This is a genomic window from Acinetobacter baumannii (assembly GCF_009759685.1).
Lineage (GTDB): Bacteria > Pseudomonadota > Gammaproteobacteria > Pseudomonadales > Moraxellaceae > Acinetobacter > Acinetobacter baumannii.
The window spans coordinates 1,695,303-1,710,819 of record NZ_CP046654.1 but is presented as its reverse complement, the minus strand read 5'-3'; the positions used below and the strand labels follow the sequence as shown (position 1 = coordinate 1,710,819).

Here is a 15,517-nt window from a genome sequence, read left to right as displayed (position 1 = left end):
AAGGATAATCTAATGGCTGTCAAAAAGGCACAAATGATGCCGACTTTTGCTTATGAAGGGGTTGACCGTAAGGGCGTAAAAATCAAGGGAGAACTTCCGGCTAAAAACATGGCTTTAGCCAAAGTAACCTTACGCAAACAAGGGGTGACTGTTCGAAATATACGTGAAAAACGTAAAAATATTCTTGAAGGTTTATTCAAGAAAAAAGTCACCACACTCGATATTACGATTTTTACTCGACAACTGGCGACCATGATGAAAGCTGGTGTACCACTCGTACAAGGCTTTGAAATTGTAGCTGAAGGTTTAGAAAACCCGGCCATGCGTGAGGTTGTACTCGGTATTAAAGGTGAAGTCGAAGGTGGTAGTACTTTTGCCTCAGCTTTAAGAAAATATCCTCAACATTTTGATAACTTGTTTTGTTCACTTGTTGAGTCTGGTGAACAATCAGGCGCACTCGAAACGATGCTGGACCGCGTTGCAATTTACAAAGAAAAAAGTGAGTTGCTCAAGCAAAAAATCAAGAAAGCAATGAAATACCCAGCAACAGTTATTGTAGTAGCCATTGTGGTGACCATTATTTTGATGGTTAAAGTAGTTCCCGTTTTCCAAGATTTATTTGCGTCTTTTGGAGCAGATTTACCTGCATTTACGCAAATGGTTGTGAATATGTCGAAATGGATGCAGGAATACTGGTTCATTATGATTATTGCGATTGGCGCAGTCATTGCTGCCTTTCTGGAAGCAAAAAAACGCAGTAAAAAGTTTCGTGATGGCTTAGATAAACTGGCGCTTAAGTTACCTATTTTTGGGGACTTGGTTTATAAAGCAATTATTGCCCGCTATAGCCGCACGCTTGCTACAACATTTGCCGCAGGTGTTCCACTTATTGATGCATTAGAATCGACTGCTGGCGCAACCAATAACGTGATTTATGAAAAAGCTGTGATGAAAATTCGTGAAGATGTCGCAACGGGTCAACAGCTTCAGTTTGCTATGCGGGTCTCTAATCGTTTTCCATCTATGGCTATACAAATGGTTGCAATTGGTGAAGAATCGGGTGCACTAGACAGCATGCTCGATAAAGTTGCCACTTATTATGAAAATGAAGTGGATAATGCCGTTGATGGTTTAACCTCTATGATGGAACCTTTAATTATGGCAATTTTAGGGGTGCTCGTAGGCGGTCTGGTAATTGCTATGTATCTTCCAATTTTCCAAATGGGCTCAGTTGTATAATGCAAGACATCATTGCGTATTTTATTCAAAACTTAACTGCACTTTATATTGCTGTTGCACTCGTGAGCCTATGTATCGGTAGCTTTCTTAATGTAGTAATTTACCGCACGCCAAGAATGATGGAGCAAGATTGGCAGCAAGAATGCCAAATGTTACTCAATCCTGAGCAACCGATTATTGATCATGAGAAGTTAACTTTAAGTAAGCCTGCTTCATCGTGCCCTGCATGTCAGCAACCGATCCGTTGGTATCAAAATATTCCTGTTATAAGCTGGCTTGTGTTAAGAGGAAAATGTGGTCATTGCCAGCACCCAATCAGTATTCGCTATCCAGTCATCGAACTACTCACCATGCTATGTTCATTAGTAGTCGTCATGATGTTTGGCCCAACCATACAAATGCTTTTTGGACTCGTCCTCACATGGGTACTGATAGCCCTTACTTTTATTGATTTCGATACACAATTATTGCCTGATCGCTTTACCTTACCTTTAGCTGCGCTCGGCTTAGGTATTAATACCTTTAATATTTATACCTCACCCAACTCAGCCATTTGGGGTTATCTCATTGGTTTCCTATGTCTTTGGATTGTCTATTACTTATTTAAAGTGATCACTGGCAAAGAAGGTATGGGCTACGGCGACTTTAAATTGCTTGCAGCATTAGGTGCATGGATGGGGCCATTGATGCTGCCGTTAATTGTGTTATTGTCATCGTTACTTGGCGCAATCATTGGCATCATTTTATTAAAATTAAGAAATGACAATCAGCCTTTTGCTTTTGGGCCATATATTGCCATTGCTGGTTGGGTTGCCTTTTTATGGGGTGATCAGATTATGAAAATTTATTTGGGAGGTTAAGATGGCTTTTATTCTGGGAATCACAGGTGGTATAGGCAGTGGTAAATCAGCTGCAACACAATGGTTTGAATCCCAAGGAATCCAAGTCGTCGATGCCGATATTGTTGCTCGCGAAGTAGTTGAAAAAGGGCAACCTGCCCTTCAAAAAATTCAACAAACCTTTGGAGATTGGGTGCTTCAACCCGATGGCAGTTTGGACCGCCGTGCCTTACGTGAATATATTTTTCAAAATCCACAAGCGCGTCATACACTCGAGCAAATTACCCATCCCGCAATCCGTCAATCTATTATTCAACAGCTACAAAATCCTAAAAGTCCGTATGTGATTTTAGTTTCGCCATTATTGTTTGAAACAAATCAACATGAACTAGTCAATCACACGCTACTGATTGATGCGAGTGAACAAACTCAAATTCAGCGTGCGAGCCAGCGCGATGGACAAAACCAAGAACAAATCCAGAAAATTATTGCTGCACAAATGCCACGCGAACGAAAACGTGAGCTTGCAAATGACATCGTGTTTAACGACGGATTACTCGAACATTTATATCAGCAATTAGAGCCTTTACATCAAAGCTATTTGAAGCGTGCAAACTAATTTTGTGTATTTTGCTGCTTAATCTTTTGTGTCAGGCTATCTTGTCTAAACCAACGCCAAGGCTGTAAAGCACCTATTCCCATACCTACTAAGCCCACTACAATTGATGGGCTTAATGATTCACCAAGTAAAGGTACAGCTAAAATAGCAGCAATAAACGGCGCCAAAGTTACAATACTTCCCGTTTTAAATGCGCCAAGACGCTGAATAGCAGCAACATAGGTTAATGTCGCAATAATAACGACAAACACGCCATGGAAAATACTTTGTACAGCTAAGTGCAAAGGATCTACATCCATAAAGTGCTTAGGTAAGAACAACAAATAAATCGGCAAATAAATAATTGCGGACCAGATTGCGACGCTTGCCATAGAATGCCAAGCAGAGAGCTTCCACTGTTTAAGTAGTACAGTAAAAATCCCCCACCAAATCGCACTGATAAACAGAAGTAAATCTCCAATTCCAAAAGCAGAGGTACTACTTTTCAACATCAATGCGCTCATGAGAGCCAAGGCAGTAATCATAATTGCCAGACTCACCCATGTATGTTTATCAAATGGCTGTCTAAATAAAATATAAGCAGCTATAGCAGTACAGATAGGAATACAGCCATTTAAAAATATTGCAGCATGGGCAGCTGGTGCATAAAGAAAAGCTGTATAAACCGTAAGGCAGTAAATGACTCCACCAATCAATGCCAAAATAACCGCATGCTTACTCCATAAAAAAGCGAGATCTTTTTTATAAATTAAGATAGGCATCAAAATTAGGAAGGCTATAGCAAAGCGTAGTGCGGCAATATCCCAAGCACTGATGTGCCATTGTGCATTTAAGCGGGCAAAAAGCGTAAACCCGCCCCAAATACACATGGTCACCAATACAAAAAAATAACCTTGCGTACGGGGAGACATATCAAGACTGCATAAAAACTAGGAAGGCAGCTAAATTATACCTCAGAACGCTGACGACAAGCTTCATAAAGTGCCATACCCGTTGCCACACTTACATTTAAACTTTGTAAGTTACCTGACATTGGAATATAGGCTTTTTGGTCACACTGTGCTTGAGTAATTGGACGTAAACCTGTGTCTTCTGCACCCATTACAATCACAACAGCACCCGAGAAATCACACTTCTGAATAGGTAATGCATTTTCATCAAGCATCGTACCGATCACACGGACATGAGTTGTCTCTTTAAGATGCGCTAAAGTACGAGCCAAATTAGTCACTTGAATAAATTTAACTTTTTCGGCCCCACCCGCTGCGACTTTACGAGCAGTTGGAGTTAAGCTTGCTGAGCGATCGCGAGGCACAATCACTGCCTGAACACCCATTGCAGCGGCAGTACGGATACATGCCCCTAAGTTATGTGGATCTGTCACCTGATCTAATGCCAGCAATAAGGCATCTGGAGTTTCAGCCAAGAGCTGGTCTAGATCTTTTTCATTTAAAGTCGGGTGCGGACGTACTGCTGCAACTACGCCTTGGTGAAATGGCAAACCCGCAAGCTTTTCGAGGCTATCACGGCTTGCTTTTTGTACACTAATCCCAAAAGGCTCGGCCAATTGCAGAATCTTCTGCAAACGCTGATCGTCGCGCCCTTTCAATGTAAACAGGGTCAGCACGCGCTCCGGCTCAAGTTCTAACAATGACTCCACTGAGTGAACGCCATAATAATATTCCGGTTTTGCCATGCATGACCTCTAACAACGTTTGAGCAAAAAATAAAAATCCTGTAAAGCCAACTTCACAGGATTTCTTTGGGCATAGTGTACCCGATTTAAACAGTAATTTCTTAGCCTTCTAAGTGGCAAACATAATCAAGCACTTCATCAGTCTCGATTTTGAAAACACTATTGCCTGGTACATAAAAAGATTGCCCAGCGCGGAACAATTCACTTTCATTGCTGTCTGCAATTTTAACGCGACATTCACCTGAAATAATTTCCATACGCTCAGGAACATGGGTTTCAAATGTTAAAGGCTGTTCAGTCGGCAAAATAACACCTAATGTTTTTTTCGTTCCATCTTCAAATTGCACGGTATGGCTGATACATGCTCCACCAAAATAAACATTTGATTTTTTGATGACCGTTACATGATCAAATTGGGTTGAACTCATGCACACTCTCCAGATAATGCCGCATTTATATAAATTATGATGAATGTAGTTTAATTGTGCCTAAATAACTAATCAATCAGTTTTCATACGGATAGACTTGTAATTTCCACTGCTGTAACTGAATTTTTTTAGCAAAAGCGTGGGGTAAATTCACTTCAATATTTCGACTCTTCGACACAATTGCATCATATCTGCAAACTTCATCGTGATTTTCATCGAATAAAATCCAGTAAACTTTTTCTGCCGTTGGATGATTAACCGCAGTTGTAACGACTGGTGAACCATTATCCATCCCTACATGAAAATTGTCTTGGTCATTTTGCATTGAAGTTAGATCATAAACCGGAAAATCGGCACTATTTTCATCAAATTGCTGGCTATCATGTACAAGCACACTTTGTTTTAAAGTCGGCCAAATACAATAACGCAGGTAATGTTGATCTATGACTCGATTGTCCGGATACCTTCCAGTGGCAACATAATCCCTGATATGTGCTTCAATATTATGAAAAATACCTGTACAACCGCCCCACATACCCGCCAAAATTAATTCAGTATGAGAATAGCTATCTCTCATTAAATGGAACCATTGATCACTCTTAAGCCAAGCATCAACAGCGGCTTTTTCACGATAAGACACGATAGAGTCGGCATCACGTACTAAAAACCGTTTAACCACCGGATCATCCATAACTAAAAAGCGCCAAAATAAACCTGATAACTGTTTTTGAGTGGGGCTGACATGTACGACTTGTGCACCATTTGCTTGTAACCGCTGTTGTACAAGTTCGGGAACGCTCTCATCCACATAGAATCGACACGTCCATTCAGGATAGATTTCTTGAGCTAACTTAGTATTTAAAATGGAAGTTTCACAGTACCGCGGATTTGCTCCAAATAGAGAAAAAGCAATAATATTTTCTTGTGGATTTGGGCTAAAGGGCACGGGTTTATGAGTGGGTATATTTAAAGTAGGCTCATTCTTTGTAAGTTCTTTTTTGGTTGAAATGGCTAAACGCCCAAATTTAATCTTCTCTTCTTTTTTATTTAAATGATGACAAACTTCGGTCAATCCATCGTATAAATTTGTATTAACGTTAGAACCACTTGCTTTAATGGCTTGCATATAATGTTGATATGCATCGTCATAACGGCGTAACCGTAGCTCAGTATAAGCTAAATCAGACAATGCTCCGGGATGCCCGGGAACCAGACTTACTGCTTTTTTTACATGTTGATATGCTTTGACGTAATCACCTTGTGCAGCAGCCTGTTTAAATGCATTAAAATGCTGATTTAAAATTTTATTCATTTCAGCAGGATTAATTTTTTTATGGCGGTTGATCATCCCTATTGGTGCTTTCGGTAAGCTTAATGTTTTTTTCATTGTAAAGATCCGCAATCTTGCTGTTCTATAATTTCAGTTAGAATAATAGATCACTTGTAGCAAATTCAAAACTTCTCTATCTTTAACCCATAATTTGGCGCGTTGGATGCGTTTATGCTCACACATTTAACTTTAATTAATTTTGCATTAGCTGATCATTTAGCTATTGATATAGAACAAGGATTTAATGTTCTAACAGGTGAGACAGGTGCAGGAAAATCATTATTACTGGATGCACTATCTGCCTGCTTAGGGGAACGTACAGATACAAATTATGTCCGCTATGGTTCGGACAAAGCGGATGTAACCGCAGTTTTTACTTATCAGGACAATAGCCCTGAAGCAAAATGGTTAAAAGAACATGAACTAGATGATGATTCAGGGGAAATTCATTTACGTCGGGTTATTTTCGCAACTGGCCGTAGCAAAGCATGGGTAAATGGCCGCCCAAGTAGTCTCTCTGAGCTTAAAGAATTAGGCCGCTTATTGGTTCAGTTGTATAGCCAGCACAGCCAACAACAACTACTTGAACCGCCTTATCCAAAGCATTGGCTAGACCGTTATAGTAATTTTTACGCCGAAGCAAATGATGTTCGTGAAGCATATAGTACATGGCAGCGTAATATCCGCCAGCATCAGGCTGCGCTCGACGCTCAAGCGACCCGTCTACAACGTATTGCGACCTTAGAGTTACAAATTGAAGAGCTTGAGGAAGTCATTCAAACCGATTACAAAGAAATCGAGCAAGAGTTCGATCGCCTTAGTCATCATGAACATATCATGCAAGACTGTAGCTATAGTCTAAATGCACTTGATGAAGCTGAACAAAACATTACTCAAGAAATGTCGTCGATCATTCGCCGTCTAGAGTCTCATGCGGGGCGTAGTGAGCAGCTTTCCGAAATTTATAATTCGTTATTAAATGCGCAAAGTGAAATTGATGATGCCACATCAAATTTACGTCAATTTATTGACCGTCAGAGTTTCGATCCTGAACGGATGGAAGAACTGAACTCCAAGCTAGAGGTTTTCCATCGACTTGCTCGTAAATACCGTACTCAGCCAGAGACGCTGAAAGAAGAGTACGAAACTTGGCAAAGTGAGCTTGAGCAATTACATCAGTTAGAAGACCCTGAAACTCGGGCTGAACAAGTAGAAAAGTCACATCAAGAATTTTTAGAAAAAGCCCAGTATTTAGACAATATTCGTCGTGAAGCTGCTGCCCCACTTGCAAAACAATTAACTGAACAGGTTAAACCTTTAGCGCTGCCTGAGGCACATTTTGAGTTTAAGTTTGAACCATTAGAACAACCAAATGCAGAAGGTTTAAGTTTTATTCAACTTTTATTTACTGCCAATAAAGGCATACCTCCTCAACCATTGGCACGTGTAGCATCTGGTGGTGAGCTTTCTCGTATTGCACTCGTTATGCAAGTCATGAATGCTGAAAAGACCGAAGCAGAAGTTTTGGTATTTGACGAGATTGATGTCGGAATTAGTGGTGGTACAGCTGAAGTGGTTGGACGTTTATTGGCCGACTTGGCTCAGCATGTCCAACTTCTATGTATTACCCACCAAGCACAGGTGGCTGCACAATCCGATCAACATTTGTTAGTCAAAAAACAACAAACTGATCCGGCAAGTAGTACTATTGTACAACTTGATGAAAATCAAATTATTTCCGAGCTAGCACGCATGTCAGGAGGTGTTGAAATTAATGAAACAACCTTGCAGCATGCTAAACAATTACGTCAACTTAAATTTCAGGCTTCTTCAACTTAATAAAGAAAATGAGAGAAAAAGATTGGCGAAATCCGATTAACTCTTGTATGTTGATAAAAAGAACCTATATAGATAAAAAGGGTCGAGAGACCCTATAGCGACATTTTTTGAGGGAGAACCGCTTAGGTGACCAAACAATATATGACTCACCGTTGTCTGATTGCCCCGCCAGAAATGGCAGATGACTTTTTTGCAAATACAGTAATTTATCTTGCCCGTCATGACGAAGAAGGTGCCCAAGGTATTATTATCAATCGCCCTGCTGGTATTCAAATTAAAGAGCTACTCAATGATTTAGACATTGATGCAGACAATGTAAATCCGCATGAGGTTTTACAAGGTGGTCCTTTACGCCCTGAGGCGGGCTTTGTTCTTCATACAGGCCAACCAACATGGCACTCTTCTATTGCTGTGGGTGAGAATGTCTGTATTACTACCAGTAAAGATATTCTCGATGCGATTGCGCATAACGAAGGTGTTGGTCGCTACCAAATCGCCCTTGGTTATGCGAGTTGGGGTAAAAACCAGCTAGAAGATGAAATCGCTCGTGGTGACTGGCTTATCTGTGATGCCGACATGGATCTGATTTTTAACTTGCCGTACGATGATCGTTGGGATGCAGCCTATAAAAAAATTGGTGTAGATCGTACATGGCTGGCTTCTGAAATCGGGCACGCCTAATGACCGCAACGCAATCAAAATCAATTATGGCTTTTGACTTTGGCACTCAAAAGATGGGAATGGCGATTGGTCAGTCTGCAATTGAAAGTGCTAACCCATTACCACTTTTTGTGATGAAAGATGGTATTCCCAACTGGGACCAACTTTTAAAAATTGTGAAAGAGTGGCAGCCTGATTTATTTATTGTTGGTCTTCCATTGAATATGGATGATAGCGAGTCAGAACTTTCAACACGGGCACGTAAGTTTGCACGTCGCCTACGCCATCAAACCAATATTGAAACGTGGATGGTCGATGAACGGCTCACCACTCGTGAGGCAAGAGAAGAACTTGGTTTTTATCAAGAACAAGGTCGTGCCAAGAAGTTATCAGCCGATAGTTTTGCCGCGGCTTTGCTAATTCAGAGCTGGTATCGCAATCCTGTTGGTTTAACGCCATAAAATAAAAAAGCATGTTTCAAACATGCTTTTTTATTGAGTTTAAAAATTTAAACTTTTTATTTTTCAATAATATGTACTGTAGCAGTACGGCCAGACACAAAAGCCAACTCATTTTTTGGTGCTTCGTCTAATACAATTTTTACAGGTACACGCTGCGCTAAACGAACCCAGCTAAATGTCGGGTTTACATTTGCAAGCAGTTTCGAACTACTTGAACGCTCACGGTCTTCAATACCCGATGCAATACCCTGCACATGGCCTTTAATTTTCTGTCTATCACCCATTAATTGCACAGTTGCTTCATCGCCAATATGAATACGGTCTAATTTTGTTTCTTCAAAATATCCCACAACATAAAGCTGCTTACGATCTAGCAATGCTGCAACCGCTTGTCCAACTTGAACATAATTACCCGGACGCAAATCAAAGTTAGATAATGTTCCATCTGCCGGTGCAACAACAGCCGCACGGTGCATATTGAGTTCTGCTAAATGTAAATTACTTGTTGCTGCTTCAACCAGTGCCTGTTGCTGTTTAATAGTCGCTTCAGCTTGTTGAATAGCAGCTTGGAGTTGCTCATGTTCCGCGTGTGATTGATCGCGAGTTGCAAAGACCTGATCTTGTTCCTGCTTAGAAATCGCACCATCCATTAAGTTTGAATAACGGTTTGCGTTTTTCTCGGCTAACTTAATGTTAGTACTCGACTTAATCAAGTTTGCTTTAGCTTGGGCTAGACCTGCTTGTGCTTGAGCATAGGCCGCTTTTGCTTTTGCCAAATCAGATTTTGCTTGCTCTACATCTAAAGCTCGGCGAGAGACATCAATTTTAAAAAGCACCTGACCTTTTTTTACAGTCTGGTTATCTTGAACCAATACTTCCGTTACAAGTCCTGCTACATCTGAAGAGACCTGAATAACGTCACCACGAACTCGACCATCACGTGTCCACGGCGCTGCATTATAGTAGTTCCATAAATGCACAATGGTATAGACAGCAATCATTAATGCGACAACCAAAATCACTGGACGGATGACTTTTTTCAACTCCAATTGATTCATTTTACTCACCTAACTCAATCTTTAATCTGGCAATCATCTTTAAGCACCTAACCCAACAAAAATTTGGTGTATCACCAAAAGTAGTAAAAGGTAAAAACACAAATTGAAAATACTGGGTAATGCAATCCAGCCTTGTGCAATCCATTTGTTGGTTAAGGGACTTAACCAGCGAAAACATATATATGCAAAAATGGCTTGGACGAGCAAAGCAGGCACGTAAATACCGTAGACATTAAACTCACCCATGCGCTGTGGCTCCTGTAAGCGTACGATCTGCATTCATTTGGTTTGATGAAACATGACACATGCTATAAGCAATATTATTTAGTGAAATAAATAATCTTTGACGCAGAGTCATATCTTCAATATTTGAAGCAAGTTGTTTAAGTTCAAATAAGGTTTGGTGAATGTGCTGTACCAATACATCACTTTCACCTTTTTCATTTTCTTTAGCTCTAAATAGCTCATCTAAATCTTGTTGCAAACGGCCAATGTGATGGGCCAATTCTGAAGATGTCGGAACTTGATTTGCTAGCTCTTGTAGTCGGCTTAAATCAATGATCGCACTTGATTCAACCAAAGCCTGTTGAATAGATTTTTTGATCTCTTCTGACTGAACCATTTTAGTATTTAAGACACCAACACGGTCTAACATCCCCCGTAAGTGAACTTTAAATTCAATACCATAAGGAATATATATGGCTTGGCGCATCGCACGGTAATGTAAAGCCAAAATACGGTTTGCACTGGTATCGGGTGACATGGCACGCACAACATCAATAACGACTAATGACACCAATACGCCCATGACCATACCAAATGAGCTATCTAAATAAGACACTGCGTCCATGCTGTAAGCATTGTGCAAGTTCAGCCCCATCATAGTATTAATACCTAGCACCATCCCGACCGGCATGAGTGCCTGATTCGCCATCATGGAAACCGCAAACAAGAACATTGGTAATAAAACGAGTCCAAGTTCCCAAAATGTTGTGACATGAGGAAAAATACCAAACGCGTAAATAAAAACTAAAACCGCCGAGGCCACACTGCCCCATATAAAAATACGCAAGACAGGAACTGGGTTATCTAGGGCCGTTAAGATACAGGCAGTTACTGCACCGATCTGTGCCATCATGAACCCAGCTTTCCAGCCAGAAAGAATCCACACACCAGTCACAATAAATGTAATCAGCACTGCACTAATACCACCTCTGACGGCTACGCCATGATCTCGGTGTAAACTTGGATAGGTCGTAGTCATTGGGGTAATGTTATCTGGAATCTCTTTATTACCTTGCTTGATGCGTTGCCATAAAACTTTTACAGCTAAAACATTACTAATGAAATGACGCACATCCATTTTCATGGCAGCCAATAACACTTGCTGATGTTCAGAAGCCGAATCATTTAAGTTCAAGAAATCATTTTCAAACTCGTCAGGTAACTGCAGAATATTTTCATCAGTCATCTGATCTTTTTGTTCCAGAAAATGAATCACATGCCCTGAAAGCTGCTTTAATTTATCTGAATGACTTTCAATAAAATTGAGTTCTTGCAGTTGTTTAATTCGTTCAGATAAGGCAACCAAGTTTGCAACCACCATCGACATTTGATGGAGCATTTCTTGCAAAGGTTTGGTCATACCATGCAACTCACCTTTTTCATAGCTCAAGTGAACTGCCAGAGCATGAATATCGGTTGTATCACGAGTAATAGCAGCTAAAAGCTGTGTATTGTTTTGCTGTTGATCTGCATTTAACAAATTAGCAAACAGGTTTTCTGTATCTTTGAGGGTTTTCGTTACACGCTGTTTGATTGCCGAACCAATATGCATGGGCAAAATAGTCGCAGACACAACCGCACTCGAAATCACACCAATTGAAATCTCAAGTACACGTGCCAAAGCAATATCAAAAATATTGTACTGATCAATATAAGTAATCGCGTTATACACAATCATTGCGGTTGAATAACCTGCCAACATAAATGCATAACTGCGAGGAGTCCGATCTAATAAAGACACATAAAGCGCAAAGCCCACCCATAGTGATAACACAACCGTAAAAATCCACGGCGTATTAATCAGATGCGGAGTAATGGTTAAGGCAATAATGGCCCCGCCTACCGTTCCCAATAAACGATAAACACACTTAGACGACACCATACCCGAATAAGGATTGGCGATAATCAGGACGGTACCGATCGACCACATTGGATTAATCAGGTCTAATTCGAACGAAACAAATAATGCCAACATACCGGCAATAAATGTCTTTATTGCAAAAATTAGATCAAGCTTACTCGGGCGGAAAGCCAGTATTTGCTTTAATAACATGAACTCATCTCAAATATAGATTTGAACTGATGAGCATGCTCATCAGTGTCCGTTTGCTTTTAAAAAAAGACAATACGACTTTGTCATTTGCCTATAAGACAAATGAGTTAATGAGAGCATCCTTCAATACAATGATTTTTCCTACATCTCTGCATGATGTACCGAGATGATTTCAGTTTGACCGCTATTTATACGACCAAGCTTAGGAAAGAAGAGACATCAAGAAAGCCGATAGAACAAACCACTTTCTCGATTAGATATTTTGTTGCACAATTTTTTCAAATTAAAGTGATTTAGTCAACTAAAATATCTTTATTTGATAATTTGATATGTTTTTAGTTAATCATATATGATGTGTGAATCAAGAGAACTTTTCTGATTCTGAGCGTAAAATATTTAAATCAGGCAGTTATCTTGGAATTGAGACAAAGCTTCAATTTTTCTGTTATAAGAACTCAAGTGTGACCCGTTTATTAAGGATACGAATAAGACATCATGGCAATTTCAAGTTTTGGCAAAATTTTAACCGTACTGGATTTATTTTCCGTTTCACGACCAGTGATTAATGTCGATATTATTTGCGAAGAACTTGGCTTGTCTAAACCGACCAGCTACCGTTATCTGAAAGAACTCGTATCAGCCGACTTATTAAAACGTATTAATGGTACTTCTGGCGATTACACTTTAGGCTCAAAAATAGCAGTTCTTGACTATGTATCTAGAACAACCGATCCATTGGTCCAAATCAGCACGCCATTTATGCGAAATATTGTAGAGCGTACTGAACTTTGCTGTTTACTCACCTATTTAAATGATGACTACTGCATTGATATTCATCATGAGATTTTTAAAGATACTGAATTACTTTCATATGGTCGAGGCTGCCCACGCCCAATTTATGTTGGGGCCTCACCAAAAACGATGGTTTCACATTTAAGCAAACAACGCATGCATGACTACTATGAACGTTTTCAACATGAGCTGTCTGAATCAGGTTTTGCTGTAGACGAACCTAGCTTTATTCAACGTATGCGTAAAATAAAAAAACAAGGCTTCTATTTCTCGCAAGGTGAGATTGATCCGAATGTTTCCGGGCTTGCTGTACCCGTTCGTTTTTCGAGTAAAGAAGTTCCTTTGGCTTTAACGTTAGTCGCATCAAAGAACCGCTTTGATTTTTTAAATATTGAAAAGTTGATTGAAATTTTGCAAGAAAACGCGGCATTGATTGAGCAGCGCTTTATGGAACTTTCAGAAAAGGGCGAGATCTAAAATAATATTTTTGATAATTTAAAGTTTTCTTACACTTTGAAGCATTGAAAATATCCAAATATTCTCATATTATGATTTTAGCACCTATTGATGATTCTTTTCATCAGCAGCTCATCAATAGTAGGCTCTCCCTCAGAGGAATAAGCTCATGTTGCCATCATGGGCTTTTTTCTTGCCCAATTTTTAGAAAAAACTTATGAAAATTTGAACTGACGAAAAGTCAGGTTAATCCGTGGTTGTAAAATTTTGGTTGAACGATTTAAACGGTGTTGCCAATATTGTTGAGTCTCACCACGCATCACAATAAGTTGACCCGGTTGTAACCACATCTCAACTTTTTCTTTGGTTTGAATATGCCTAAAAGAGAATTTCCGCGTTGCTCCAAAACTTAAAGAGGCAATTGTAGTGGTTCTAGCTAAAGACACATCCGAATCACTATGCCAAGCCATTCCTTGAGTTCCGTCTTCATAAAGATTTGCCAAGCAAGAATTAAATTTTTCTGAAAGGATCTGCTCTACTTGCTGTTTTAGCTGAGCAAGTGCTTTGTCCCACGGTAAAGAATCACGAAAGACACCAGAATATTTATATCGATAATGCTCATCTCCATACCAAGCAACTTTACGAGGTGTTATAAAGTGCTTGCCATATAGCTTCGCTTCATCATGTCGCCACGCCAAATGGTGGTACAAATAATGAAAATATTGTTCAGCTTCTTCGGCAGTTAAAATACATCCATAATCCTGAACCTCACCATCATAAGGCAATAAGTTTGAACAAGGTTCTGGAGAAAATAAATCTAGTGTCATGCAATCTTCCCTTGCTGCTTAGCCATCTCCCAAGCTAACAATGCCAGTTTACGCCCTTTTTGCCAATGGTACTCACCGACCATTCCTGTTGCGCGAATGACCCGATGACATGGAATTAAATACGCAATCGGATTTTGGCCAATTGCTGTAGCCACTGCTCTGACTGCCTTAGGTTTTCCAATTTGCTCAGCAATATCTTGATAGGTTCGTAACTGTCCTTCGGGAATAGTAAGCAGTGCCTCCCATACTTGTAGCTGAAATGGTGTTCCTGCAAGATTAAGCGGTAATTTCTGCTGTAAATGTTCTGAGAAATCTTGTCTAAACCACTGTGCAATCTGTTGATGCCAAATCGGAGAGTGATTTTTTAATTGAGCTTTCGGAAAATACTGTTTAACGATTTCTTGTATGTTCTTACTATTATCAACAAAGCGAACAGAACAAATCCCTTTATCACTACTTACTACCAATAAGTCACCAAATGGACTCGTTTCAACTGAATAATTCAGTTCAACGCCATCACCTTGCTGCTTGTATTCACCAGGGGTCATCCCTTCAAGCTGAATAAACAAATCATGTAAACGACCCGTACCCGACAGTCCAGTATTTAAAGCAGTATCTAATAAGCTACGTTGCTGCATTAAATAATATTTTGCTTGCTGCAAACTCATATATTGCACAAACTTCTTAGGGCTAATGCCTACCCATTCTTGGAACTGCCGCTGGATATAACTCGGGCTTAAATTCATATATGTAGCGACATCTTCTAAGCTTGGTTGCTGGTCTAGATGTTCATATAAATATTCAATAATTGTGGCAATCGCAGCAAATTGCCGAGAAGAAAGCATTTGCATCTGTCACCTCCTTAGTACTCAATCTTACTTTAAAGTAGCCAAGACACCATGACGACCCGATTCTTGCACTTTCCAATAAAAAAG

At 39.9% G+C, this 15,517-nt stretch carries 16 protein-coding genes; 7 read left to right on the top strand and 9 right to left on the bottom strand.

What is annotated here, in order from left to right:
- The first annotated feature begins 12 nt into the window (after positions 1-12).
- From GO593_RS08155 to coaE, 3 genes are read left to right on the top strand one after another with little or no spacing between them, the layout of a single operon-like run.
- A complete protein-coding gene (locus tag GO593_RS08155; protein ID WP_000279216.1) occupies positions 13-1,239 on the top strand; it encodes a type II secretion system F family protein in 1,227 nt (408 codons plus the stop codon).
- On the top strand, positions 1,239-2,099 hold the full coding sequence (locus GO593_RS19315; RefSeq protein ID WP_001152283.1) for a prepilin peptidase: 861 nt from the start codon (positions 1,239-1,241) through the stop codon (positions 2,097-2,099). The genes GO593_RS08155 and GO593_RS19315 overlap by 1 nt, the downstream gene beginning before the upstream one ends.
- Before the next feature lies 1 nt (position 2,100).
- Entirely contained in the window at positions 2,101-2,697 is a 597-nt protein-coding gene (gene coaE / locus GO593_RS08145; RefSeq protein ID WP_000874125.1) for a dephospho-CoA kinase, read from the top strand.
- Here the strand turns inward: coaE and GO593_RS08140 are convergent.
- The 4 genes from GO593_RS08140 to GO593_RS08125 form a co-directional block, all read right to left on the bottom strand.
- Positions 2,694-3,608: a DMT family transporter gene (locus tag GO593_RS08140; RefSeq protein WP_000075011.1), complete on the bottom strand. Its 915-nt coding sequence runs from the start codon at positions 3,606-3,608 to the stop codon at positions 2,694-2,696. The two genes, coaE and GO593_RS08140, sit on opposite strands and share 4 nt — an antisense overlap.
- Positions 3,609-3,643: 35 nt before the next feature.
- A complete protein-coding gene (rlmB, locus tag GO593_RS08135) occupies positions 3,644-4,393 on the bottom strand; it encodes a 23S rRNA (guanosine(2251)-2'-O)-methyltransferase RlmB (protein ID WP_001118149.1) in 750 nt (249 codons plus the stop codon).
- Positions 4,394-4,494: 101 nt separating this feature from the next.
- Entirely contained in the window at positions 4,495-4,821 is a 327-nt protein-coding gene (gene ppnP, locus GO593_RS08130) for a pyrimidine/purine nucleoside phosphorylase (protein ID WP_000099685.1), read from the bottom strand.
- 76 nt (positions 4,822-4,897) lie between these two features.
- Positions 4,898-6,208, bottom strand: coding sequence for a tetratricopeptide repeat protein (locus GO593_RS08125; RefSeq protein ID WP_000753285.1), 1,311 nt, complete (start codon positions 6,206-6,208; stop codon positions 4,898-4,900).
- Positions 6,209-6,322: 114 nt separating this feature from the next.
- On the opposite strand from GO593_RS08125, the gene recN reads away from it, so the two are divergent.
- The 3 genes from recN (at position 6,323) to ruvX (ending at position 9,111) form a co-directional block, all read left to right on the top strand.
- A complete protein-coding gene (recN, locus tag GO593_RS08120; RefSeq protein WP_000955432.1) occupies positions 6,323-7,990 on the top strand; it encodes a DNA repair protein RecN in 1,668 nt (555 codons plus the stop codon).
- Positions 7,991-8,116: 126 nt separating this feature from the next.
- A complete protein-coding gene (locus tag GO593_RS08115) occupies positions 8,117-8,671 on the top strand; it encodes a YqgE/AlgH family protein (protein WP_001979301.1) in 555 nt (184 codons plus the stop codon).
- Positions 8,671-9,111, top strand: a complete 441-nt coding sequence (gene ruvX / locus GO593_RS08110; RefSeq protein WP_000127528.1) for a Holliday junction resolvase RuvX — start codon at positions 8,671-8,673, stop codon at positions 9,109-9,111. Before GO593_RS08115 ends, ruvX begins: the two co-directional genes overlap by 1 nt.
- A gap of 56 nt (positions 9,112-9,167) precedes the next feature.
- Here the strand turns inward: ruvX and GO593_RS08105 are convergent, their stop codons facing one another.
- Genes GO593_RS08105 through GO593_RS08095 form a run of 3 tightly spaced genes read right to left on the bottom strand, consistent with a single transcriptional unit; the run spans position 9,168 to position 12,507 of the window.
- Complete coding sequence (locus tag GO593_RS08105; protein ID WP_001072477.1) at positions 9,168-10,169, bottom strand: HlyD family secretion protein; 1,002 nt, start codon at positions 10,167-10,169, stop codon at positions 9,168-9,170.
- Between the two features lie 39 nt (positions 10,170-10,208).
- Positions 10,209-10,415 carry a DUF1656 domain-containing protein gene (locus tag GO593_RS08100; RefSeq protein WP_000503613.1) on the bottom strand — a complete coding sequence of 69 codons (207 nt, stop codon included), beginning with the start codon at positions 10,413-10,415 and terminating at the stop codon, positions 10,209-10,211.
- A complete protein-coding gene (locus GO593_RS08095; RefSeq protein WP_000925021.1) occupies positions 10,408-12,507 on the bottom strand; it encodes an FUSC family protein in 2,100 nt (699 codons plus the stop codon). The genes GO593_RS08100 and GO593_RS08095 overlap by 8 nt, the downstream gene beginning before the upstream one ends.
- Positions 12,508-13,002: 495 nt before the next feature.
- Between GO593_RS08095 and GO593_RS08090 the strand changes: the two genes are divergently transcribed.
- Positions 13,003-13,776: an IclR family transcriptional regulator gene (locus GO593_RS08090; RefSeq protein WP_001018361.1), complete on the top strand. Its 774-nt coding sequence runs from the start codon at positions 13,003-13,005 to the stop codon at positions 13,774-13,776.
- 194 nt (positions 13,777-13,970) lie between these two features.
- Here GO593_RS08090 and GO593_RS08085 read toward each other — a convergent pair whose 3' ends face one another.
- Both GO593_RS08085 and GO593_RS08080 read right to left on the bottom strand, forming a co-directional pair.
- Complete coding sequence (locus GO593_RS08085) at positions 13,971-14,582, bottom strand: alpha-ketoglutarate-dependent dioxygenase AlkB family protein (protein ID WP_000171257.1); 612 nt, start codon at positions 14,580-14,582, stop codon at positions 13,971-13,973.
- Positions 14,579-15,433 carry a methylated-DNA--[protein]-cysteine S-methyltransferase gene (locus tag GO593_RS08080; RefSeq protein WP_001178159.1) on the bottom strand — a complete coding sequence of 285 codons (855 nt, stop codon included), beginning with the start codon at positions 15,431-15,433 and terminating at the stop codon, positions 14,579-14,581. The genes GO593_RS08085 and GO593_RS08080 overlap by 4 nt, the downstream gene beginning before the upstream one ends.
- Positions 15,434-15,517 lie beyond the last annotated feature (84 nt).